General features: G+C 63.9%; 20 protein-coding genes and 1 pseudogene. 11 read left to right on the top strand and 10 right to left on the bottom strand.

Translation table 11 applies throughout. The features are described 5' to 3' along the window. Positions 1–86: 86 nt before the first annotated feature. Positions 87–866 carry a LuxR C-terminal-related transcriptional regulator gene (locus tag NP503_RS29135; protein ID WP_127267759.1) on the top strand — a complete coding sequence of 260 codons (780 nt, stop codon included), beginning with the start codon at positions 87–89 and terminating at the stop codon, positions 864–866. Positions 867–911: 45 nt separating this feature from the next. Here the strand turns inward: NP503_RS29135 and NP503_RS33470 are convergent, their stop codons facing one another. The 3 genes and pseudogenes from NP503_RS33470 to NP503_RS29125 all read right to left on the bottom strand — a co-directional run bounded on the left by NP503_RS33470 (position 912) and on the right by NP503_RS29125 (position 1,490). Next, complete coding sequence (locus NP503_RS33470) at positions 912–1,046, bottom strand: hypothetical protein (protein ID WP_306663811.1); 135 nt, start codon at positions 1,044–1,046, stop codon at positions 912–914. A gap of 25 nt (positions 1,047–1,071) precedes the next feature. Next, positions 1,072–1,212, bottom strand: a pseudogene (locus NP503_RS33465) (type II toxin-antitoxin system RelE/ParE family toxin); the annotation flags it as partial. Continuing rightward, positions 1,209–1,490: a type II toxin-antitoxin system ParD family antitoxin gene (locus tag NP503_RS29125; protein WP_023811572.1), complete on the bottom strand. Its 282-nt coding sequence runs from the start codon at positions 1,488–1,490 to the stop codon at positions 1,209–1,211. The pseudogene NP503_RS33465 and the gene NP503_RS29125, both read right to left, overlap by 4 nt. A 278-nt stretch (positions 1,491–1,768) precedes the next feature. Here NP503_RS29125 and NP503_RS29120 point away from each other — a divergent pair, with 278 nt between their 5' ends. From NP503_RS29120 to NP503_RS29110, 3 genes are all read left to right on the top strand, one after another. Further along, positions 1,769–3,943 carry a thiamine pyrophosphate-dependent enzyme gene (locus NP503_RS29120; RefSeq protein ID WP_127267758.1) on the top strand — a complete coding sequence of 725 codons (2,175 nt, stop codon included), beginning with the start codon at positions 1,769–1,771 and terminating at the stop codon, positions 3,941–3,943. 84 nt (positions 3,944–4,027) lie between these two features. Continuing rightward, entirely contained in the window at positions 4,028–5,590 is a 1,563-nt protein-coding gene (locus NP503_RS29115) for an ABC transporter substrate-binding protein (protein ID WP_164749072.1), read from the top strand. A 119-nt stretch (positions 5,591–5,709) separates the two neighbouring features. Beyond that, positions 5,710–6,939, top strand: coding sequence for an aminotransferase class III-fold pyridoxal phosphate-dependent enzyme (locus NP503_RS29110; protein ID WP_127267756.1), 1,230 nt, complete (start codon positions 5,710–5,712; stop codon positions 6,937–6,939). 33 nt (positions 6,940–6,972) lie between these two features. On the opposite strand, the gene NP503_RS29105 is transcribed toward NP503_RS29110, so the two are convergent. After that, on the bottom strand, positions 6,973–7,710 hold the full coding sequence (locus tag NP503_RS29105; RefSeq protein WP_127267755.1) for a GntR family transcriptional regulator: 738 nt from the start codon (positions 7,708–7,710) through the stop codon (positions 6,973–6,975). A 146-nt stretch (positions 7,711–7,856) separates the two neighbouring features. Here NP503_RS29105 and otnK point away from each other — a divergent pair, with 146 nt between their 5' ends. Further along, a complete protein-coding gene (otnK, locus tag NP503_RS29100; protein ID WP_127273327.1) occupies positions 7,857–9,230 on the top strand; it encodes a 3-oxo-tetronate kinase in 1,374 nt (457 codons plus the stop codon). Further along, complete coding sequence (locus NP503_RS29095; protein WP_127272706.1) at positions 9,230–9,868, top strand: class II aldolase/adducin family protein; 639 nt, start codon at positions 9,230–9,232, stop codon at positions 9,866–9,868. Before otnK ends, NP503_RS29095 begins: the two co-directional genes overlap by 1 nt. A gap of 104 nt (positions 9,869–9,972) precedes the next feature. Here NP503_RS29095 and NP503_RS29090 read toward each other — a convergent pair whose 3' ends face one another. Genes NP503_RS29090 through NP503_RS29070 form a run of 5 tightly spaced genes read right to left on the bottom strand, consistent with a single transcriptional unit; the run spans position 9,973 to position 15,243 of the window. Beyond that, positions 9,973–11,244 (bottom strand): CaiB/BaiF CoA-transferase family protein, encoded by a 1,272-nt coding sequence (locus tag NP503_RS29090; protein WP_127272705.1) that lies wholly within the window; start codon positions 11,242–11,244, stop codon positions 9,973–9,975. A gap of 35 nt (positions 11,245–11,279) precedes the next feature. After that, on the bottom strand, positions 11,280–12,311 hold the full coding sequence (locus NP503_RS29085) for an ABC transporter ATP-binding protein (RefSeq protein ID WP_127272704.1): 1,032 nt from the start codon (positions 12,309–12,311) through the stop codon (positions 11,280–11,282). Continuing rightward, the gene (locus NP503_RS29080; protein ID WP_127271705.1) at positions 12,308–13,384 is read right to left on the bottom strand and encodes an ABC transporter ATP-binding protein; all 1,077 of its coding nucleotides are present in this window, start codon (positions 13,382–13,384) and stop codon (positions 12,308–12,310) included. Before NP503_RS29080 ends, NP503_RS29085 begins: the two co-directional genes overlap by 4 nt. Before the next feature lie 3 nt (positions 13,385–13,387). Continuing rightward, entirely contained in the window at positions 13,388–14,230 is an 843-nt protein-coding gene (locus NP503_RS29075) for an ABC transporter permease (protein WP_127276927.1), read from the bottom strand. Then, complete coding sequence (locus NP503_RS29070; protein ID WP_023811560.1) at positions 14,230–15,243, bottom strand: ABC transporter permease; 1,014 nt, start codon at positions 15,241–15,243, stop codon at positions 14,230–14,232. Before NP503_RS29070 ends, NP503_RS29075 begins: the two co-directional genes overlap by 1 nt. Positions 15,244–15,427: 184 nt before the next feature. Between NP503_RS29070 and NP503_RS29065 the strand changes: the two genes are divergently transcribed. The 5 genes from NP503_RS29065 to NP503_RS29045 all read left to right on the top strand — a co-directional run bounded on the left by NP503_RS29065 (position 15,428) and on the right by NP503_RS29045 (position 21,607). Further along, a complete protein-coding gene (locus NP503_RS29065) occupies positions 15,428–16,237 on the top strand; it encodes an IclR family transcriptional regulator (protein WP_127266932.1) in 810 nt (269 codons plus the stop codon). A gap of 132 nt (positions 16,238–16,369) precedes the next feature. After that, positions 16,370–17,122 carry an SDR family NAD(P)-dependent oxidoreductase gene (locus tag NP503_RS29060; RefSeq protein WP_127266933.1) on the top strand — a complete coding sequence of 251 codons (753 nt, stop codon included), beginning with the start codon at positions 16,370–16,372 and terminating at the stop codon, positions 17,120–17,122. 212 nt (positions 17,123–17,334) lie between these two features. Then, positions 17,335–18,684 carry a glucoamylase family protein gene (locus NP503_RS29055; protein ID WP_127266934.1) on the top strand — a complete coding sequence of 450 codons (1,350 nt, stop codon included), beginning with the start codon at positions 17,335–17,337 and terminating at the stop codon, positions 18,682–18,684. Further along, on the top strand, positions 18,674–20,206 hold the full coding sequence (locus NP503_RS29050; protein WP_127266935.1) for a mercuric reductase: 1,533 nt from the start codon (positions 18,674–18,676) through the stop codon (positions 20,204–20,206). The genes NP503_RS29055 and NP503_RS29050 overlap by 11 nt, the downstream gene beginning before the upstream one ends. A 234-nt stretch (positions 20,207–20,440) precedes the next feature. Further along, complete coding sequence (locus tag NP503_RS29045; protein ID WP_236383298.1) at positions 20,441–21,607, top strand: glycosyltransferase family 4 protein; 1,167 nt, start codon at positions 20,441–20,443, stop codon at positions 21,605–21,607. Positions 21,608–21,704: 97 nt separating this feature from the next. Here the strand turns inward: NP503_RS29045 and NP503_RS29040 are convergent, their stop codons facing one another. Continuing rightward, positions 21,705–22,682: a hypothetical protein gene (locus NP503_RS29040; protein WP_127266937.1), complete on the bottom strand. Its 978-nt coding sequence runs from the start codon at positions 22,680–22,682 to the stop codon at positions 21,705–21,707. Between the last annotated feature and the right edge of the window lie 128 nt (positions 22,683–22,810).

Here is a 22,810-nt window from a genome sequence, read left to right as displayed (position 1 = left end):
GACGCAAGGCTAGATTCGATGGGCGGCTTCGCGCCATATGCCTAAAGACATAATGACGGCTGAGCTGACATCGCCGAAAAAAGGGCATGCGCATGGGGACCATCTGGGCGCCGCTCGCCAAAGCGATCGCCGCCACCGGCACGGACAGGCATGTCGACTGCCTGATCGACCTGATCGGCGCGGATATCGAGCACGACCTCGTCACGGTGACGCGCTATTCGACGACGCAGACACCCGAATTCATCAAACACCGACGCTTCTCGGACGAAATGGTCCGGCGCTATCTCGACAATTACTATGTCTTCGACCCGTTCTATGCGTCGTGGCGACGCGAGCGAAGGCTGGGCATCATGCCGCTGAAACGGCTTGCCAACGATGAGGCCAAGCGCGGCCAGTACATAGCCGGCTTCCTGGCGCAGTCGGAGATCTGCGACGAGGTCGGCATCATGCTGGCGGACGGCGGCGACTGGTGCCTCGGCATCTTCCTCGACCGCTCGACCACGCTATTCAAAGACAGCGAGATCGCCCTGCTGGATGAACGGCTGCCGGTGTTCGAGGCGCTGCATGCGCTCGACATCAAGGCGCGCGGAACGGAATTCTCCCGCACGTCAGCGCCGACAGGCCTCGGCGCCTCGCCCCGCCAGGAACCGACCATTCCAGCCAGCCTGTGGCCGGAGCTGTCACTGCGCGAGCGGGAGTTGGTCCAACTGATCCTCGCCGGTCACCCGACGGCCAACATCGCCGAACGCCTCGGCATCACCGTCGGCACGGTCAAGAACCATCGCCGGCGCATCTATGAGAAGCTCGACATCACCACGGAGCGGGAATTGTTTTTGCAGTTCTTCCAGCATCGGGTCGACCGATAGCCCGGGTTCGGACAGCTAAGCGGGTTACGCTTTTCCCGTTGCAGGTTAGAGCTCATCCTCCCAATTGGCGCCGCCATAGAGCACACGGAAGATCACCACTTGGTCGGATTCGACTGTAAAGGTCACCGTTACACGGCGCTCGAAACCGACAACCCGAAGGCCCTGGCCGCAGATCGTCACGGCGTGTTCCGCGCTCCGAGGCGTAGTCGAGACCCTGGCAGTAGGCTTCGATACGCTCGATATAGCGTATGGCCGTGACGTTGCCGGCGGCGATCTCGATGGTGTCGTATATCCATCTTAAGTCCGCTAAGGCTTCCGGCAACAGAACAATATGCCGGCGCTTCACACATCCCTCTTAAAGCGGGCGGCGTGGTGAGCGCGGATGTCGTCAAAAGCCTGGTTGGCTGGGATAACTCGGGAAGGATCCGCCTTCCACCTGTCATAGGTCGGCACAACCTCCTCGCGGAGCCAGCGCTCTACGGCCGCGTCGCGCTCTTGCAGGGCGCGAAGGCCGGCGCGGATCACTTCACTGCTGGTCGCGTAGGTTCCTGATTCAACGAGACGGTCGATGAAAGCAGCCTGCTCTGTTGGCAGGCTGAAGGTGCGCTTTTCGGTGGCAGCCATGATTTCTCCTATAATGTCGGTGTGATTATATCATACCAACATCCAATACGTTAGAAAACCTGTCGGCCCAAGAAACCGACATCGGCACTGCTAGCAGTCTCAAAATTCCTCTTGCGGAACCGCGCCGTCCCGGCTTAGTCTTTGCCTTCTCGCAAAAATGAAATTTAATTCCATTTGCCTGCAACCTTCTAGCCAGCATCGTGCCCCAGGAAAAATGAACGGCCCAATCGACTAAGAAAATATTTGATATATCATCTACCAGAACGGAAATAGCTGACATGGTCCAGCAGACATCGATCCAGCCATCGGCGCCCTGGTTGCGGCTAGATGTCGATGATTCGGACTGGACCGACGCCGAGGTGTCGAGCCTGGTGCGCTGGTATCACCAGATGCTGCTCATCCGCCGTTTCGAGGAAAAGGTGCTCGATCTGGCCCATGCCGGGCTGGTGCATGGTCCGGCCCACGCCAGCATCGGACAAGAGGCCACGGCGGTCGGCGCCATGTCCGTGCTCGGCACCGGCGACCGCATCAACGGCACCCACCGTGCCCATCACCAGGTGCTGGCCAAGCTTGTCAACGCGCAGACGCCCGGCGGATTCGACCCGCTGCATGATGCTTTCAACCCAGGCATGCAGGGATCGGTTCGCGGCCTGATGGCCGAGATCATGGGCCTCAAGTCAGGCTATTGCGGCGGCCGTGGCGGCTCGATGCATATGCGCGACGATGCCTCCGGCATCCCAGGCACCAGCGCCATTATCGGCGGCAACCTGCCGCACGCGGCGGGCTATGCGCTCGCCAACAAACTGCTCGGCACCGGCAACATCTCGGTCGCCTTCTTCGGCGACGGCACGATGATGGCGGGACCGGCCTACGAGGCGATGAACATCGCCGCGCTCTACCGGCTGCCGGTGATCTTTTTCGCCGAAAACAATCTCTATGCCGTCTCCACGCACATCAACGAGCAGACGCGCGAGACGCGGCTGGCCTCGCGCGGACCTATGCTCGGCTTTCGTGGCATCGAATGCGACGGCATGGATGTGGTGGCAGTCCACCATGCCATGCGCGAGGCGCGCCGGACGATTGAGGAAGACGGCGGCCCGGTGCTGGTCGAGGCGCTCTGCTATCGGTTTCTACACCAGAGCGGCGCCCGCCCGGGCAGCGAATTCGGCTACCGCACGCGCGCCGAGGAAGACGTCTGGAAAGCGCGCGACCCGCTTGCGACGATGGCGGCTCGCCTGAAGACGATGGGCATCCTGAACGCTTCGGACCTCGGGACACTCGACCAGCGCGTCATGGAGGCGGTCAACACCGCTGCCGATTCCCTGACCGAGATGAGCGGCAACGCGCTGCGCATTCCTGATCATCTGTGGCCGGACCCAAGCGACGTCGACAACCAGATCCGCGGCGATCTTTCCGAACTGAAGGGCGAGCGCTTCCTCGAGATCGAGGACGTGCCGCCGGCCGACACCAGGCCGGTCAAGTTCATGGTTGCCGCGTCCGAGGTCATCGCTCGCGCCATGGAGCAGGACCCGCGCATCATCATCATGGGCGAGGATGTGCACCGGCTGCGCGGCGGCGTTTCGGGCGCCACAAAGGGCGCGCTGGAGCGCTGGCCGGAGCGTGTGCTGGCGATGCCGATCGCCGAGAATGGCTTTGTCGGCGTGGCGCTGGGTGCAGCGCTTTGCGGCTTGCGGCCGATCGTCGAGATCATGTTCGGCGACTTCTGCCTGGTTGCCGCCGACCAGCTGTTCAACGCGGTCAGCAAGGTGCGCCACATGTTCGGCGGCGGCTTTCCGGTGCCAATCGTGGTCAGGGTGCGCGTCTCGCCGCACACCGGCTACGGCTCGCAGCATTCGGGCGATCCGTCCGGCCTGTTCGCCCTGTTTCCCGGCTGGCGCATCGTCGCGCCGACGACGCCCTTCGACTATATCGGCCTGATGAATTCAGCGCTGAAATGCGACGATCCGGTCGTCGTCATCGAGCATGTCGAGCTGTTCCCGAGCGAAGGCCCTGTGCCTGCGGACGACCGCGACTATTGCGTGCGGCTCGGCAAGGCGAAGATCGTCAGGCCGGGCAGCGCCTGTACACTGCTCACCAGCGCCAGCATGGTTGCCGTCGCCAGCCAGGTGGTCGAGGAGACCGGCGTCGATGCCGAGATCATCGACCTGCGCAGCCTCGACCCGACCGGGCTCGACTGGCCGCTGGTGGAGGCCTCGATCCGCAAGACCAACCGGGTAGCCGTCATCGAACAGGTGCAGCGTGGGCTATCGCTTGGCGGACGACTGACACAGGAGATTCAGGATCGCGTGTTCGATTATCTCGATCACGAGATCCTGCATGTGACGGGAAGCCTCTCGGCTCCCGTCGTATCGGCCCCGCTCAACCGCGCCGCACTGGGCGGCGCTGAAAAGCTCAAGGCCGCGCTTCAATCCCTCACTGCCGTGGGTGGATAGAGCGAACGCATTGCCACAAAGATCCGACAAGAAAATGGGAGAACTGACATGAGCATCCTACAGAGAAACAAGACCAGGGCGAAGATGCTGGCAGCCGTGCTGCTGGCCACCAGCGCCTTCTGGGCGCCGGCCACGTTCGCGCAGGACAGCAAGCCGCTGGTCATTGCGCGCAACATCGACCTCAACTCGCTCGATCCGCACCGCGCCTTCTGCGACACCTGCCAGATCTACAATTCCAGCGTCTATGAATCGCTGCTGACGCTGGACAAGGACAACAAGCTGATCCCGCTGCTCGCTTCCAAATGGGAAGGCAATGCCGACCAGAGCAGCTTCACCTTCACGCTCGACCCGGCCGCCAAATTCTCGGACGGTTCGCCGGTCGAAGCCAAGGACGTGAAATGGTCCTGGGAGAGGCTAAAGAACCTCAAGGGCAGCGCCTCGTTCCTGATGGACAATGTCGCCTCGATCGAGACCCCGGACGCGCATACGGTGGTCGTCAAGATGGTCGCGCCGAGCTCCGAATTCCTCAACATCGCGGCGGCGCCCTACGCAGCGGTCGTCAACAGCAAGGTTGCTTCCGAAGCCGGCGCCAAGGCCGATGCGGACGCTTCGACGACAGACAATGCCGAGGCCTGGTTCCTGGCGCATTCGGCCGGCAGCGCGCCGTTCGTGCTGAAATCCTATGAGCCCAATTCGGAACTGCGGCTGGCGCGCAACGACAAGTACTGGCGCACCGCGCCGGCGCTGAGCGAAGTCGTCATCCGCCAGACCAAGGATGCGGTGGCGCAGGCACAGATGCTGCAGAGCGGCACCGCCGACATCGCCATGCAGATCGACCCGGACACGGCCAAGACGATGACCGGCAGCGACGTGAAAATCGAGACCGTGCCGTCCTACAATTTCATCTATGTGGCGCTGTCGCCCGGCGCCAAGGCCAACAAGGTTCCGCTGACGCCCGAAGTGCGCGAGGCCATTTCGCTCGGTCTCGACCGTCCGAGCATCCTGGACTTCACCATCGGCTCCGAGGGCCAGTTGATCAGCGCACCGATCCCGCTCGGCTTCCCCGGCGGTTCGGGCTTCGAGGCGCAACCCTATGACGTCGCCAAGGCAAAGGAACTTCTGGCCAAGGCCGGCCATGCCGACGGCTTCGAGATGGAAGCGGCGTTTCCCGGCATGAACGTCTATGGCGTCGATCTGTCGCTGTTGATGCAGAAGGTTCAGCAGGATTTGGCCAAGATCAACATCAAGCTCGACCTGCAGCCGATCCCCTTCGCCAACTGGCGCGAACGCGTCAATGGCGACGGCATCCCGATGACGGCGGTGTTCTACGCGCCGGACTATTACGGCACGTCGCAATACGTCGATTATTTCGCCATGACCAAGGGCAGCCCGTGGGCGCGCCGCGCCGGCGCGGTGCGCGACCCGTCGGTGCTCAATCCGAAGGAAGCGGATATCTACAAGGCAGCCCTTGCGGCAAGCGGCGACGAGGCCGCCAAGCTGTGGCATCAGGCCGGCGAGGAGATGATCAAGGACAGGATCATCCTGCCGTTGATCAGCCCGAACCTGATCCTGGCCTACAAATCGGACGTCAAGGGCGTGCGTTACAGCGCCTGCTGCAACCTCCCGCTGGCGGAACTCAGCCACTGAGCGAAAAGATGCGGGAGGCGGCCAGCCGCCTCCCGCTTCCTCATCCTGGACGGTCAGCAAATCCTGTTCTTCCAGCATTAAGATCAATATATGATATATCAATACGCGGAGAACTCGCTATGACTTCCCTGATCAACTCCAAAGACCAGTTGCTGCGCGAGCGCGCGGCCTCGGTCATTCCGGGCGGCATGTGGGGGCACATGGCGACGCGCTATCTCGGCTCCGCCTATCCGCAATTCTTCGAGCGCGCCGACGGCTGCCGGGTCTGGGATGTCGATGGCCGCGAGTACATCGACCTGATGTGCAGTTGGGGCCCCAATATCCTCGGCCACCATCACCAGGCGGTCGAGGCAGCGGCCGAGCGGCAGCGTCGCCTGGGCGATGCGATGAACGGCCCTGGCGAGGTGTTGGTCGAGCTGGCCGAACTGCTGGTCAAGACCGTCGCGCATGCCGACTGGGCGATGCTGCAGAAGAACGGCACCGACGCCACCACGGCCTGCGTGACGATCGCACGCGCCGGCACCGGCCGGCGCAAGGTGCTGGTCGCGCGCGGCTCCTATCACGGCGCCGTGCCGTGGTGCACGCCTTCGCTCGCCGGCGTCACCGCCGAGGACCGCGCCCATATCGTCCATTTCGACTACAATGATGTTGCCAGCCTCGAGGCAGCCGTCGAGCAGGCCGGCAGCGATCTTGCCGCCGTCGTCGTCACCGCTTTCCGCCACGATATCGCCCGCGACCAGGAACTGCCGACCGCCGCCTTCGCCAGACGGGCGCGCGAGCTCACCACCGCCGCCGACGCGGCGCTGATCGTCGATGATGTCAGGGCCGGCTTCCGCATCGATCTCGCCGGCAGCTGGGAACCGCTCGGCGTACGGCCGGACCTGTCCGCTTTCTCGAAGGCGATCGCCAATGGCTATCCGCTTGCCGCGATCACCGGCACCGACCGGTTTCGCGAAGCCGCGACCAAGGTCTATGTGACGGGGTCGTTCTGGTATGGCGCCGTCGCCATGGCCGCCGCGATCGCCACCATCAACACGCTGCGCGACACCGACGCCATCTCCAGGATGACTGAAGCCGGCGACAGGCTGCGCTCAGGCCTCGATGCGGCAGCGAAGAAGCATGGCCTGTCGCTTCGCCAGACCGGCCCGGTGTCGATGCCGATGGTGCTCTTCGACGGCGATGCCGAATTCAAAAAGGCCGACGCCTTCTGCTCGGCCGCCTTGCGCGAGGGCGCCTATTTCCACCCCCGGCACAACATGTTCCTGAGTGCCGCGCATACCGCAAAAGACATAGATCTCGCCCTGCAGGCTGCCGATGCCGGCATGGCCGCAGCGGCGCAGGTGGCGTGACCAGCGCCGATGCGGTGGGAAGGAACAAATCGCTCAGCCGACGGCCGACACCAGGCGGCCGTTCTGCGCCGCGCGGCGCAGTTCCTCGGGCGTGACCGCACCGTCGTTCAGCCGTTCGAGAACCTTGACCAACAGGCGTCCGCCTTCGATCATGTCCTGCTGAATGCCCTTGCGCACGCCGTTCTCGTCACGCGCCCGCAGCGCGTCGAGAATGTCGAGGTGCCGGTGGCGGCCGTCGTAGGTCGGCCTGGCGTGCGGGTATTGATAGTTCACCAGCGGACCGTTGCGCAGCCAGATGCCCTCGATGATCGCCAGCAGCTCCGGCATTTGCGCCGCCTGGTAGATGGAATGGTGGAATTCCCAATTGTCGCGGACGGCTTCGAACCAATGGCCATTGTCCTCGTTGGCAATCAGTCTGTCATGCACCTCGGCCAGACGGTCGATCTCCCGTGGCTCGATGCGCGTTGTTGCCGCCGCCCCCGCCATGCCTTCGAGATGCAGCCGGATGCTGCGCAACTCCAGATATTGGGCCAGCGACAGCTGGGCGACGGTGATCGAACGACCGGCCTCCATCTCCAGACCCTTTTCGCGGACCAGCTGCATCAGCGCCTCGCGCACTGGCGTCTCAGACACCTGAAGGCTGGCGGCAAGGTCGCGGATCTTGAAGCGATGGCCCGGCCAGAAGCGGCCCTCCATCATGGCGCGGCGAAGCTCCTCGTAGACGCGCGTCGTCAGATTGTCGCGCGCGATCGGCGCGATAGAAGCAGTCACATCCGCTCTCCGTTCTTGCAGCGGCGCCGGCGTCGCCTGCGTCGCGTGGGCTGTGTATATGATACCACGAATGGCCTGACCACCGACATGAGACAGGCAACTGCGAGACGGGCAGCCATGGTGCAGACGGACATGAGACGGGGCGCATGACCGCGACGCCTTCACTCCTGTTCGGCGCCATAGCCGACGATCTGACCGGCGGCACCGAGCTGGCGTCGATGCTGGTGGCGCGCGGCATTCCAACGGGATGCACGGTCGGACTGAGTGCGCCGATCCCACCAGGCAATCTTGCCCATGTGATCCTGCTGAAGACCCGCGTCATCGCGGCCAGCGATGCGGTGCGCCAGGTTCTGGAGGCGGCGGACCGGCTGCTTGAAGCTGGTGCCCGGCAGATCTTCTTCAAATATTGCGCCACTTTCGATTCGACACCTGCCGGCAACATCGGTCCTTGCGCCGAGGCGCTGCTCGAGCGCCTCGGCGGCGGCGTCACGCTGTTCACTCCGGCGCTGTGTGAGACCGGCCGCACCGTCTATCAGGGACACATGTTCGGCGGCGCCCAATTGCTGGGTGAATCGCCCAAGCGCTTCGATCCGCTGACGCCGATGACCGATTCCAATCTGGTTCGCGTGCTGCAGGCGCAGAGCAAAGGCAAGGTCGGGCTGGTGCCCTATCTCGTCGTCGATGCCGGGGCGGAGGCCATCCGCAACGCCATACGAGAGCACAGCGCGGGCGGCGAGACGCTGCTGGTCACCGACACGATCCGCGAGCGCGACCTGGTTGCGATCGCGGAAGCGACCTTCGACCTGCCGCTGATGACCGGCAATTCCTCGGTCGCCGCGCATCTGCCACCGGCCTGGCTCACGCATGGGCTGCTGAATTCAGTCGATCTCGTTACCGCCAGCCTGCCGGCCATAAACGGCCCAGCGGCGGTGCTGGCCGGCAGCGTTGCCGACCGCACCATCGAACAGCTCGAACGCTTTGCGCAAAACAATCCACTGCTGACGATCGATCTGGCCAGCGCCTTCGCCGGCGCCGATGTCGTGGCCGAAGCGCGTGCCTTCGCCCAGCGGCATTTGCCCGGCACGATGATCGCCATTGCCACGACGGCGCCGCAAGCGACGGTCGAAGCGCTGCAGCAGGCGCATGGCCGCAACGCGGTGGCGGCAAAGGCGGAAGAGATGCTGGCCGGGATTGCACACATTCTTGTGCTCGAACTCGGTGTGCGGCGGCTGGTCGTCGCCGGCGGCGAGACCGCCGGTTCGGTGGTCAAGGCGCTCGGCATCGACCGCATCGCCATGGGTGCCTATGAGGGGCCGGGACTGTCGCGTGCCACTGCCCACCTCCCCGGCCTGCCATCCGAGCCGCTGGCGCTGATGTTGAAATCGGGGAAGCTCGGCGGCCCGGATATTTTCGCCGACGTCCTGCAAGACATGACACGGGCGACCACCGTCGCGCCGGCGATCGATATATGGCCACCGGCAAAACCTGTCATGCGGCCAACCACAGGAAAAGCATCGTGATGGACACCGAGACTGCACGCGCCAGCCTGATCACCGCGACGCAGACGCTGGACGCCAGCGGAATGAATGTCGGCACCACCGGCAACATCAGTGTGCGGACGACAAGCGGCATGATGATCACGCCGACGGGAATAGCTACAAGCGCGCTTCGGCCGGAGCAGATGGTGCCGATGCAACTCGATGGCAGCTGGGAGGGGGCGTTCCGGCCGTCGAGCGAATGGGAAATGCACGCCGAGATCTACAAGGCTTTCCCCGAGGCCGGTGCCGTCGTGCATGCCCATCCCGACCATTGCGTGGCGCTATCGTGCCTGCGCGAGGGACTGCCGCTGTTCCATTACATGGTCGCGGGTTTCGGTGGCGATGATGTGCGCTGTTCGGACTATGCGCTGTTCGCGTCAAGCGAACTGGCCAAGGTTGCCGTCGTCGCGCTCAAGGACAGGTCGGCCTGCCTGCTCGCCAATCATGGCATGATCGCTTTCGGCGGCGATCTCGACACGGCGCTCGTCCGCACCATCAAGCTCGAGACCTTGGCGCGGCAATACCTTTTGGCGCGCAGCGCCGGTACACCGGTGCTCATCGAGGGCAGCGAGATCGCCGCCATTCGGGGGCGGTACAAGAATTACGGCCAGCAGAAGTAGCCGGCCGAGCAATTCCGGGAGCGGCTCTTCGCGCTCTTGAAGTTAAGAACCACCAGTCGTCGAACCGCAAATGCGAGACGAGGGCTGCCACGTTCCGTGGAAGATCAGGCGGGGATCGGTTCGGCGGCAGGCGCATAGACGCTGACAGCCCCGGAGCCGATCAGTTGGTCGATGGTCTCGGCGCTGTAGCCGAGCACGTCGGCCAGCACGGCAGCTGTGTCCTGGCCCAGCATCGGCGGCGCGGTAAAGTCGGCGGTCAGCTGCGCGGCAAGTCCCTGTGCCGGGCGCACCATGGCGACGGAGCCGAGATGCGGATGCGGCAAGGTCTGGACGAGGCCACGCTCACGCACATTGGGACTGTCGAAGACTTCCGGTATCGATTTTACGGTGCCGGCCGGCACGCTGGCGGCGGCGCAGGTTGCCATCCAGTGGTCGCGCGTCCGCGTCTTGAAGGCAGCCGCCAATTCGGGGATCAAAGCCTCGCGGTTGGTGGCACGCGCGCCTGCCTTGATGAAGCGCGCATCCCCAGCCAGATGTGGCAGATCAAGGACCTTCTCGCACAGCGCCGCGAACTGGCGGTCATTGCCGACGGCCAGCGCGAAGCCGCCATCGGAGGCCTCGAATATCTGATAGGGGACAACCGTCGGATGCGCATTGCCGTAGCGGGCGACCTCGCGGCCGGTGTTGAGGTAACCGCTGCCGATATTGATCAGCAGGCTGAGCGCGCAGTCGATCAGCGACAGGTCGAGGAACTGGCCCTTGCCGGTCGTCGCGCGCTCGTAAAGCGCTGCCAGGATCGACTGCGTCGAGACCATGCCGCAGACGATGTCGGTGATGGCGACGCCGACGCGCATCGGCTCGCCATTGCTCTCGCCAGTGATGGCCATCAGGCCGCTTTCGGCCTGCATGACGAAATCATAGCCGGGCCGTCCGGCATCGGGCCCGGTCTGACCATAGCCGGAGATCGAGCAGTAGATCAGCCGCGGGTTTGGCGCGCTGAGTTCCTTGAAACCGACGCCGAGGCGGTCGGCGGTGCCGGAGCGGAAATTCTCGACGACGATGTCGGCCTTCGCCGCCAGTTCGCGCACGATGGCCAGCCCCTGCGGGCTTTTCATGTCGAGCGCGATGCTCTGCTTGCCGCGATTGGCGCAGAGATAGTAGGTCGAGACACCCTTGTAGCTCGGCACCGACCACGCCCTGGTGTCGTCGCCGCCATCTATGTTCTCGATCTTCCAGACCTCGGCGCCGAGATCGGCAAGGCTCATCGTTGCCCAAGGACCGGCGAGCACGCGGGAAAGATCGAGAACCTTGATGCCTTCGAGCGGCAGGCGCGCGGATCCTGCCGTACCGGCATTCTCGGAATGGTCCTCAGTCACGATCAAGATTCCTTCGGGTGAATTCGGCAGGCCAATCACACAGTCTTGAACGTGTTGACCGGCTCCGGAAAATGACAGGCGACGCGATGCGAACCGCCAGCCGGATCGAGCGGCGGTTCGACGGCAGCGCAGATCGCCTGCGCCTTGAAGCAGCGCGTGCGGAAGCGGCAGCCGGATGGTGGGTTGAGCGGGCTCGGCACGTCACCGGTCAGTACGATGCGCTCGCGCTTGCGCTCCTTCTCGGGATTGGCGAGCGGCACCGCCGACAGCAGCGCCTGCGTGTAGGGATGCAGCGCCCTCGAATAGAGTTCGGCCGCGGGTGCGATCTCTACGATCTTGCCGAGATACATCACCGCGACCTGGTGCGAGATGTGGCGCACGACCGAAAGATCATGTGCGATGAACAGATAGGATGTGCCGAAAGACTGCTGGATATCCCTGAGCAAATTGAGCACGCCAGCCTGCACCGAAACATCGAGCGCCGAAACCGGTTCGTCGAGGATCACCACTTGCGGGTTCAGCGCAAGCGCCCGGGCGATGACGACACGCTGGCGCTGGCCGCCTGACAGTTCGTGCGGATAGCGCTTGCCATGCTCGGGATTGAGCCGCACCAGTTCGAGCAGTTCGGCGACGCGGGCGCGGCGGTCGGCCGCCGACATGTCGCTCATGCGCAGCGGCTCGGCGACGTTGTCGGCAATGCGCATGCGCGGATGCAGCGACCCGTACGGGTCCTGGAAGACCAGCTGGATGTAGCGCCGCATCAGGCGCATGTCTTCGTGGTTGAGGGCGAGCAGGTTCTGGCCCCGGAACCAGCTTTCGCCGCTGGTGGGCTCGATCAGCCGCATCAGGCAGCGTCCGAGAGTCGACTTGCCGCAACCGGATTCGCCGACGAGGCCCAGCGTTTCGCCCGGCGCCAAGTCAAAGGACACATCGGCCACCGCACGCACATGGGCAACCGCGCGATCGAAGACGAGGCCACCGCGAACCGGAAAATCCTTGACAAGATGGCGCACGGAAAGCGCTGCCGCCGGCTTGGTTTCGACTTGAGTTTGCTCCACTGCGCTCATGGGGCCATGCTTCCACTGTCCAGTTCTGCCGCCGCCAGCGAGGCGCTATGGAAGGGCGGCAAGGTCGTCGCGAAATGGCAGGCCGAGAAGCGGCCGCCTATGTCGTGCAAAGGCGGATCCTCGGTCCTGCAGCGTGCCTCGGCATAGATGCAGCGCGGATGGAAGGCGCAGCCGCCCGGCAAGCGCCCAAGTGCGGGTGGCGAGCCATCGATCGAAAACAGCCGCTCGCGGCTTTCCTCGAGATTGGGGATCGAGGCAATGAGGCCGCGCGTATAGGGATGGCGCGGGTCGGCGAACAGCTCGGATACGCCAGCCTGTTCGACGACACGGCCGGAATAGACGACCGCGACGCGGTCGGCATGACCGGCGACGACGCCGAGATCATGGGTAATCAGCACCAGGCCAAGGCCGAGCCGCTCCTGCAACGAACGCAGCACTGCCAGTATCTGCGCCTGCACCGTCACATCGAGCGCCGTGGTCGGTTCGTCGGCGATCAGCAAATCGGGATCGTTGGCGACGGCCATGGCGATGACCGCGCGCTGGCGCATGCCGCCGGAGAATTCATGCGGATACTGGTTCACCCGGCGCTCCGGCTGCGGGATCGCCACCAGATTGAGCAATTCCACCGCCCGCGCCATGGCCTGCTTGCGGGTGACGCGCTGATGCAGCCTGACCGCCTCGGCGATCTGGGCGCCGACGGTCATCACCGGGTTTAGCGAGGACAGCGGGTCCTGAAAAATCATGGCGATGCGCGCGCCCCTGATCTTGCGCATTTCGCGTGACGATTTGCCGACCAGTTCGTCGCCGTTGAAGCGGACCGAACCGGTGACGACCGCGTTCTTCGACGTCAGGCCGAGCGCGGCGAGCATGCCGACGGACTTGCCCGAGCCGGATTCCCCGACAATGCCGACCACTTCGCCCTTGGCGACTTCGAGGTCGATGCCGCGCACCGCTTCGAACTGATCGCCTGCCCGCCGGAAGCCTACCCGCAGGCCGCGTATGGACAGCAGCGGCTCGCGCTCGCCTGCCTTGTCGGCTGCGCCGGACTGCGCTGAAGATATCTGTGCGCTCATCGCTTAATCCGACCTTGGATCGAGAATGTCGCGCAAGCCGTCGCCGATGAAGTTGAAGCCGAGCACGATGGTGAGGATGGCGACGCCCGGACCGAAGGCGATCCACCATTGGTAGAAATGGACGGCGCCATCGGAGATCATCGACCCCCATTCGGGCGTCGGCGGCGTGGCGCCGAGACCGATGAAGCTGAGCGACGCGGCAAGCAGCACGACCTGGCCGAGATCCATCGTCGCGCTGATCAGCACCGGGGTCCAGCAAAGCGGCAATATGTGCGTGAACAGCACGCGGCGCGGCCTGGCGCCGGCGGCGATCGCCGCCTCGACATGCTCACGCTCCTTCACCTCCAGCACCTGCGCCCGCATCAGCCGGGCATAGACCGGCCACCAGACCAGAACCATGGCGATGGCGGCATTGCCGAGGCCCGGCCCAAGCGACGCCGCGACGGCCATAGCCAGCAGCATCGGCGGGAAGGACAGAGTGACGTCGACAAGCCGCATGATCGCCGCACCGGTCAGCCCGCCGACGAACCCGGAAATGGCACCGAGCAGCGAGCCGATCACCACAGCCGAGACGACGACCAGAACCGCGATCGGCAGCGAATGCGCCGCCCCGTGCAAGGTGCGGGCGAGAACATCGCGGCCGAGAGCATCGGTGCCCAGCCAGTGCGCCCAGCTCGGCGGCTGCAAGCGGCGCGCGACCATTTCGAGCGGATCGAACTGCACGATTAAGGCGGCGAAGACGGTCATGAACAGCCAGAACAGGATGACGACCGTGCCGATGACCAACGGCGCGGTCAGCCATTCGGGAACAGCGGCGGAATGGGATTTGGTTGTGACCGCCGACATCAGCTCAACCTCACGCGCGGATTGGCCACCACGTAGAGGATGTCCGTGATGAGGTTGGTGACCAGGAAGGCGAGGCCGCCGACGATGGTGACGCCGATGATCGCCGGGAAGTCGAGCGCGCGCGCCGCCTCGACGGCATAGGAGCCCATGCCGGGCCAGGAAAAGATGGTTTCTGTCAGCACCGCGCCGGTGATCAGATAGGCGAAGGAATAGCCGATGACGGTCAGGGTCGGTACCATGGTGTTGCGCAACGCATGGACGATGACGACGCGGAATTCGCTCGCCCCCTTGGCGCGCGCGGTGAGGACGAACTCGCGGCTCATCACATCAAGCATGTTGGCGCGCACCAGCCGCGATATGGTGCCGGAAACCGTCCAGCCGAGGACGAAGGCCGGCAGAAGCAGGTGCCAGAGCGCGTCCTTGAAGACGGTCCAGTCGCCAGCCAGAAGCGAATCGATGGTCAGGAAGCCGGTGATGCCGGGCGGCAATGCCAGGCGGGCATCGACCCTGCCCGGCCCCGGCAGCCAGTTCAGCATGACGGAGAAGATGAACAACAGGCCGAGCCCCGACCAGAACACCGGCAGCGAAGAGCCGAACAAGGCGAACAGCCGCGCGCCATGATCGATCAGGCTGTTGCGGAAATAGGCGGCCAGCACACCAAGCACAATGCCGAGCGTGGTGCCGAAGATCATCGCAGCGAAAACCAGTTCGAGCGTTGCCGGCAAGCGGTAGAGAATGTCGGTGCCGACATTGCGCTTGGTGATGAACGAGGTGCCAAGATCGCCGCTCAGCAGATTCCCAAGATATATCATATAGCGTTCCGGCAAAGGACGATCGAGACCCCAGCGCGCCTTGGCGGCGGCCACCACTTCGGGGTTGCTCATCTGCTGTTCGGCGACAATCGCGGTCAGCGGATCGCCCTTGGTCACCGTAGTGATCAGGAAGGCGATGGTGACGATGCCGAGCACCAGAAACGGCATGGCGATAAGCCGGCGCAAAATATAGCGAGACACGTGGCTACCTTCACAAGGAGGGGCTTCGTAAGATGGCACAGGGCGCTTGGAGATGCCATCGAGGGAAGCATATTGACAGTGGGGGAAAGCGCCTGTCAATATAAATGGAATTTAATTTCATTTTTTAGACAACGCCGGCGACGCTGGCCCGACAGGCGGACGACGACGCCAGAAAGACCTCAGCGTGCGCAAGCGAGCCACCAGGGACGAGACGGAGCTTGAAGGCGAAGGCGCGCAGCTTTCGTCGTCGCTGGTGCGCGGGCTCGGCATCCTGCGCGCCTTCCGCCCGGGCGATGCCTCACTCGGCAACCAGGACATCATTGCCCGCACCGGCCTGCCCAAGGCCACGGTTTCACGCATCACCTATACGCTAAGCGCGCTCGGCTATCTCCTCTACGACAAGGACCTTGGCCGCTACAGCCTGGGACCCGCCACCGTGGCGCTGGGCTATTCGGCGCTCAGTTCCAGCGCCGTCGTTCACGTCGCCCGGCCGCTGATGCAGCCGCTGGCCGACCTGACCGGTGCGGCGGTGGCGCTCGGCACGCGCGACAGCCTCAACATGGTCTATCTGGCCAATTGCCGGTCGGAGAGCCTTGTCACGCTGCGCCTCAATCCAGGCTCCTACCTGCCGATCTGGAAGACATCGATGGGGCTGGCCTATGCGGCGGCCCTTTCACCTGAGGAGCGCGCTCGCCTTGTGGAGGCTTTGCAGGAGGCCGAGCCGGACAGGGCGGCGATGATCGGGGCGGCGATCGACGATGCGATCGCCCAGTATGCAGACAAGGGCTATGTGACGTCGTTCGGCGCCTGGCACAGCTATATTCATGCGGTCGGCGTGCCGTTCCGTCCGAGTGACGGCTCGCCGCTGGTTGCCATCACCTGCGGCGGCATCGGCGAGATCATCACGGAAGAGCGCGCGCATGCCGAGATCGGACCGGCGCTGGTGGCGATGGTGAAGGCGCTGGGCAGAGAGCTCGAGGGAAATCCCGGGTAACGGGATTGGCCCAGACGATCGGCCTCGCATGCCGGCTTGAACTCGCCTGATGGGGACCGCACAGTCGCAGTCGATGGTATGGCGGTCGCGTGCCGTCATCGTCCATCGGGTTGGGATGATCGGGAAAATAGGATGCCGATGAATTTTACAGGGCGGTTCAGCGGTCGAGCGGCGGTGATCACCGGCGGCGCTTCAGGCATCGGTCTGGCAGTGGCTCAGAGGATTGTCGAAGAGGGCGGACGGGTTTCAGTCTGGGATCGCGATCCGGCTCAGATCGAACAGGCCAAAGCCACCCTTCCCGGCCTCCACGGTGTTGCCATCGACGTCGCCGATGCGGCCGGCGTGGAACGCGCCAAGCAGTCGGCGATCGAAGCGCTTGGCGGTGTCGACATCCTGGTCACCAGTGCGGCGATCACCGGGCCGAACATGACGACCTGGAACTATTCGACCGAGGATTGGCAGAAGGTCATCGACATCAACATCAACGGCGTCTTCTACTGCAACAAGGCGCTCGTGCCGCACATGCTCGAGCGCAACTATGGCCGCATCGTCAACATCGCCTCGATCGCCGGCAAGGAAGGCAATCCCAACGCTTCGGCCTACAGCACCTCGAAGGCCGCGGTGATCGGCCTGACCAAGTCGCTCGGCAAGGAACTGGCCAAGACCAAGGTGACGGTCAATTGCGTCACACCGGCGGCCGTGCGCACCGCTATCTTCAAGCAGATGAGCCAGGAGCACATCGACTTCATGCTGTCCAAGATACCGATGGCGCGCTTCGGCGAGGTCGAAGAGGTGGCGGCGCTGATCTGCTGGATTGCCTCGGAAGAGTGTTCGTTCACGACCGCCGCCGTGTTCGACGTTTCCGGCGGCCGCGCCACCTACTGAGGCAGGACGCGTTTCAATTCCGCGTGACGACGCAACGAACGGGAGCGTAGGGGCGTATAGTCCCAGGCGTCGAATCGACGTTGACGCAACAAAGCTATACGGGAAAGCTATGACGCGGCATGACAGTTCAGCATGCGTGATGATCTGCCGATGCGGGGCAACTGGTTGGCGGTTGACGGACGCTGCAACCATCCGGCGGGAGCTTGTTTCCTTTGCTTAGAGCCGAGCCTGCCGCGCTGTCCGACGACGAGCTTCTGGACCGCTATCAGCGCGCCGCCTTCGACTATTTCCTCGAGAACGTGAACCCCGAAAACGGATTGGTCGCCGACACGTCGCGGCCGAATTCGCCGGCCAGCATCGCTGTCGTCGGCTTCGCGCTGTCCAGTTATCCGATCGGCGTCGAGCGCGGCTGGATGGCGCGCGATGCCGCCGCGAAGCTGACGCTGGCCGCGCTGCGCTTCTTCTCGGCCAGCCCGCAAGGCCATAGCGACGACGTCACCGGCCACAAGGGTTTCTACTACCATTTCCTCGATATGCGGACCGGCCTGCGCGTCTGGCGCTGCGAACTGTCGATGGTGGATACGGCATTGCTGATATCGGGCATGCTGGTGGCGGGCGCCTATTTCTCCGGTGACGATGACGAGGAAGCCGAAATCCGCCAACTGGCCGAGGCGCTCTACCGGCGCGTCGACTGGCGGTGGGCACAAGGCTCAAGCCCGACCTTGCGACAAGGCTGGAAGCCGAAGAGCGGCTTTCTCCACTATGGCTGGGAGGGCTACAACGAAGCCACGATCCTCTACATCCTGTCGATGGCTTCGCCCGACAGCCCGACCTCGGACAACAGCTACGAGGGCTGGACGGCGACCTATCAGTGGGAAAACATCTACGGCTACGACGTGCTGTATGGCGGTCCGCTGTTCATGCACCAGTTCTCGCATGCCTGGATCGATTTCGCCGGCATCCGCGACGCCTTCATGCGCGAGAAGAACTCGGACTATTTCGAAAACAGCCGCCGCTCGACCTATCTGCACCGCGACTATGCACGCCACAACCCTTACGGCTATGGCGGCTACGACGAGAACCTTTGGGGTCTTTCGGCGGGCGACGGGCCAGGCGGTTTTCGCACCAGCGTGGAGCGACAGCGCCGGCGGTTTTCCGGCTATGCCGCGCGCGGCGCGCCGTTCGGGCCCGATGACGGGACGATCGCGCCTTGGTCCTATCCGGCATCACTGCCTTTCGCCCCGGAGATCTGCTTGGCGGCGTTGCGCCATCTCGGTGATCGCTACCCCGAGGTGATCGGTAATTTCCGACTGCCGAGCGGTTTCAACCCGACATTGGCGAACCGGCGTAAGTTCGGGAGGCACGGCTGGGTGTCGGAAGGCCACTATGGGCTGGATCAAGGCATCGTGGTGATGATGATCGAGAACCATCGGTCAGGGTTGATCTGGAGACTGATGCGGTCAAATCAACACATCCGCAACGGCCTGCGCAAGGCCGGGTTCAATGGCGGCTGGCTGTCTCAGCCAGCAAGCCCGGCGTCGGGTGGCGGCGATGTCGCGTGACCGGACCAGGGCTACCGCCTTTCCTGTCGATCACAACGACATTGAGCTGATCAAGGGCGCCCATCCGCCGCACTGGAAGAACCCGCAGCCGGACGATCCCTACAATATCGTGGTCATCGGTGCCGGGCCGGCTGGGCTGACCGCCGCCTACGAAGCGGCCGGCCTCGGCGCAAAGGTCGCGCTCATCGAGCGCAACCTGATCGGCGGAACTTGCGTCAATGTCGGTTGCATCCCGTCGAAGTCGATCATCCGCACCGCAAGGCTTTATGCCGACATGCGCGATGCCGAGAATTTTGGCGGCGACATGCCGGACCGTCTTCACGTCAACTTTCAGCGCGCCATGACGCGGATGCGGCAGATCCGGCAGCGGATCAGCCGCGCCGATGCCGCCGATAGCCTGATTTCCGAAGGCATCGACCTTTATTTCGGCGAAGCGCGGTTTTCCGGAAGGGACGCTGTCACGGTCGCCGGACAAACCTTGCGTTTCAGGAAGGCGCTGATCGCGACAGGCGCGCGCCCGAGGCTGCCGACCATCCCGGGGCTGGTCGAGGCCGGCTATCTCAGCAACGAGACCATGTTCGATCTCACGGAGTGCCCGAAGCGGCTTCTGGTCATCGGCGGCGGCCCGCTCGGTTGCGAGGCGGCGCAGGCCTTCTGCCTGCTGGGCGCGAAGGTCATCCAGGCGCAGCGCGAACCGATGTTCCTGCCCGGTGAGGAACGCGATGCCGCCCAAATCCTTTCGGACGCGCTGGCGCGCGAGGGTGTCGAGGTTCGCCTCAACACCGAGGTGGTGGCGGTGCGGACGGAAGGCGGCAAGAAGCTCGCCGACCTGGTGTGCGACGACATCACGACGACGATTTCCGTCGATGAGATCATCACTGGCATCGGCCGATCGCCCAATGTCGACGGCCTCGACCTGGAAAACGCCGGGGTGGCATACGATGCCGACGGTATCAAGGTGGACGACTGTCTCCGCACCACAAATCCGCGCATCTATGCGGCGGGCGATGTCTGCCTCGCCTATAAATTCACCCACACCGCCGAGGCGACAGCCCGCATGGTCGTGCGCAATGCCCTGTTTCTCGGACGCAGGAAGCTGAGCGAACTGGTCATTCCGTGGTGCACCTATACCGATCCGGAGATCGCCCATGTCGGCCTCTATCCGGCGGAGGCGCGCCAGAACGGCATCCCGGTCAAGACCTATACAGTGCTGATGCACGATGTCGCCCGTGCGGTTATGGACGGCGAGGAGGAGGGTTTTGTCAAAATCCACGTCAGGGAGGGGTCCGACCGCATCCTGGGCGCCACGGTCGTTGCCAGCCATGCCGGCGAGATGATCAATGCGGTGTCGCTGGCGATCAAATCGGGCATGGGATTGCGTGCGCTGGCCGACGTCATCCATCCATTCCCGACGCAGGCGCAAGGCATCAAGATGGCCGGCGACGCCTATCGGCGGACAAGGCTCACCTCATCGTGGAAGCGTCTGGCGGGCCGCTGGTTGGCGTGGTCCAGGCGATGGTGATATTCCGGCAGCCTGCCGCAACTGGTGCATCTGACAATCAGCGACGATGCGGCGCTTGACGAAAGGCTCGTCGGCTGAACAAGTCGAAGCCGATTGTTATGGTTTGGGGCCGTCACGCATGCCGTCTGGAATGAAGTCTCAGGCGCAAAGCCCAGAGCGTCCACTTTGAAACCCGCGGGCGCACAACCGCTCGACGCTGTCTCCGCGGCGAAAGCCGGGCGACGTGTGCTGGTTGTGTCCCACGATCCAGCCTTTCCGCCGATCTCAGGCGCGGATCTGCGGAACTATCGCAATGCTGAGTCTGCTGCGCAATTCGGCCCGGTCTGCCTGGTATCTGTGCTGCCGCAGGCGACGGAAACAACCGATCCGTCGATCCGCACCGAAGCCTTGTCGATCAAGGGAGAGGCCCGCTCCAGTTCGATCGGGTGGTGGCGTATAAGGGCGGAGCGTCGCATCTCGCGCGTCGCCTTGACGCGGCTGGAGACACTGGTTCGGGACTTCCGCCCGGACACGGTGCTGATCGAGGGCATCGGCCTGTTCAAGCTGCTGCGGCCTTTGCGGGCACTGACGAAACAGCTCATCCTCGACATGCACAATGTTGAGTCCGACCTGGCGGGTCAGCTGCGGCACGTCGATGCGAAGCGGGCTGCGGTGGCGACGATCAGCGAGGGCCTTGGCATCAGGCGTCTCGAGAGAAAGGCGCTTGCCCTTGTCGACAGGGTCTGGGTCTGCTCGAGCCAGGATCGAGAGCGGTTGATGGCGCTTTCCCGGCACAAGTTGCCGATCGATGTCGTTCCAAACGGAATTCCGCACGCCGGGCACAGCCCCGAAACGCTGCCCGCCGAGCCCGTATCCGACGAAAGCTTTCCGGTGATCCTGTTCGTCGGCCATCTCGGCTATCCGCCAAACGTCGATGCCGTCCAGAGGTTAGCCGGCTCCATACTTCCGCGCATCCGACTGGCCTTGCCGACCGCGACACTGATTCTCGCCGGGCGCAACCCGACAACGGCCGTGCAAGCGCTGGCAGGATTGCCTGGCGTGGAGATCGTCGAAGACCCCGGAGACATGGCGCCGCTTCTGTCGAGAGCGCATCTCACCATCATCCCGCTTGCGGCAGGCGGCGGCACCCGCATCAAGATTCTGGAGGCGATGGCGTGGGGCGTGCCGGTGATCGCCACGCCTCTGGCGGCCGAGGGCCTGGACCTGGTCGACGGGGAGGAACTGCTGCTGTCGGATACCGATGAAGGACTTGCCGAGACGGCTGTCGGACTTTGCCTGGACGCGGACCGCAGGGCACGGCAGCGCATCCGCGCGCATCAAGCGGTTTGGGCAAGGTTCGGCCCAGAAGCCATCCGCAATGCCGTCCGCGGCGGGCTGGGGCTGGACGAGGCTGGCACATGATCCCTCCCTCCACCAGATATGGAGGAGCGACGTCGCTCCACATCGCTTGCAGGAGCTCCGCTTCGCACCGCGTCCAACCGGAATTTCGTGGCCTGCCCTATCGGGATGCGTGCTGAAGCTCTTGCCGAATGGGGCCGAGATAGGTTTGCGGATGCAAGCGTCGCCAAACATGGTCCCGGTCGGTCAGATGCGCGACCTGCTCTATCCAGCGTCTCGGCGCATCGGGGTCCCTCACCTCATGCCAGTCGTCGACGATAATGACAGGCAGGCCCTGGTAGAGCGGGTCGAGCGGCGAGGTCCTGGTGACGACGATGCAGCCGAGATAAAACAGCTCCCATGTCCTATGGCAGTCCAGGCCGTTGCCTTCGGTGGACAGCACGAGCGGGTATTGCGAGTACAGTTGCCAGATCGAGCGCTGCGAGACGCGTTTCGTCAGGAAATCGACGTGCGGACATCCGCCCAGGGCATCAAGCAGTTCCCGGCGCTGCCTCGAGCCATTGCTGATGCTGAAATCCGAGAACAGCCTGGGCGGACGGCGGTCCACATGATCCTGCCGGGCGCGTATGATTTCCAGTTGCTTCACAAGCCCTGCCGGCGTGGCAAGAGACCTAGGCGTGTGAAGATCGAGCCCGATCGGGAAAGGCTTCACCCTGGGGTGAGTGCCATCACAATTCTGGCTGTACCAGGAGACCAGGAAAGGGTTGGCGAGAAGCTGGTCGACGGTGTCCTTCGCCAAATCCGACGGCACCGAAGCATCCCCATCGGTCGTCAGCAGCGTGAATGGTGCCGTAATCGTCGGCAGCACGATCCTGACAAACGTGTCGAGGTCGCAGGTTTGCGCATCCCTGGACAAGGTGCTCAGGCGCAGCCAGACGATGCCATGCGCGCCGCTGTAATGTTGGCGGAAAAATGCCTCGCTCTGCGTAGATGCAGTTGGCGCGTTGCGATACCAGCGCGGCCCGGCGAAATCGCAGAAATGCCCGATGCCCTGCGACCACAGCACGGGCGGAACGCCAAGAAACCTTAGCGCCCTGGAGTAGACGGCTCTTTTGACAGCCCTTCGAAACCTGCCCATCGGCAACTCCTAGCGCGGATGCCAATAGCGTTGCAACGTCCTGCCTTGCACCGCCTTGAGCCGAACCAGGGGCCAAAAATTTCGAACCGTCTGGCGGCATCGCAACTGGCTGACGATCTCGCCGGCTG

The organism is Mesorhizobium sp. SEMIA396 (assembly GCF_024518615.1).
Classification (GTDB): Bacteria; Pseudomonadota; Alphaproteobacteria; order Rhizobiales; family Rhizobiaceae; genus Mesorhizobium.
This window is presented reverse-complemented; position numbering and strand designations above follow the sequence as displayed.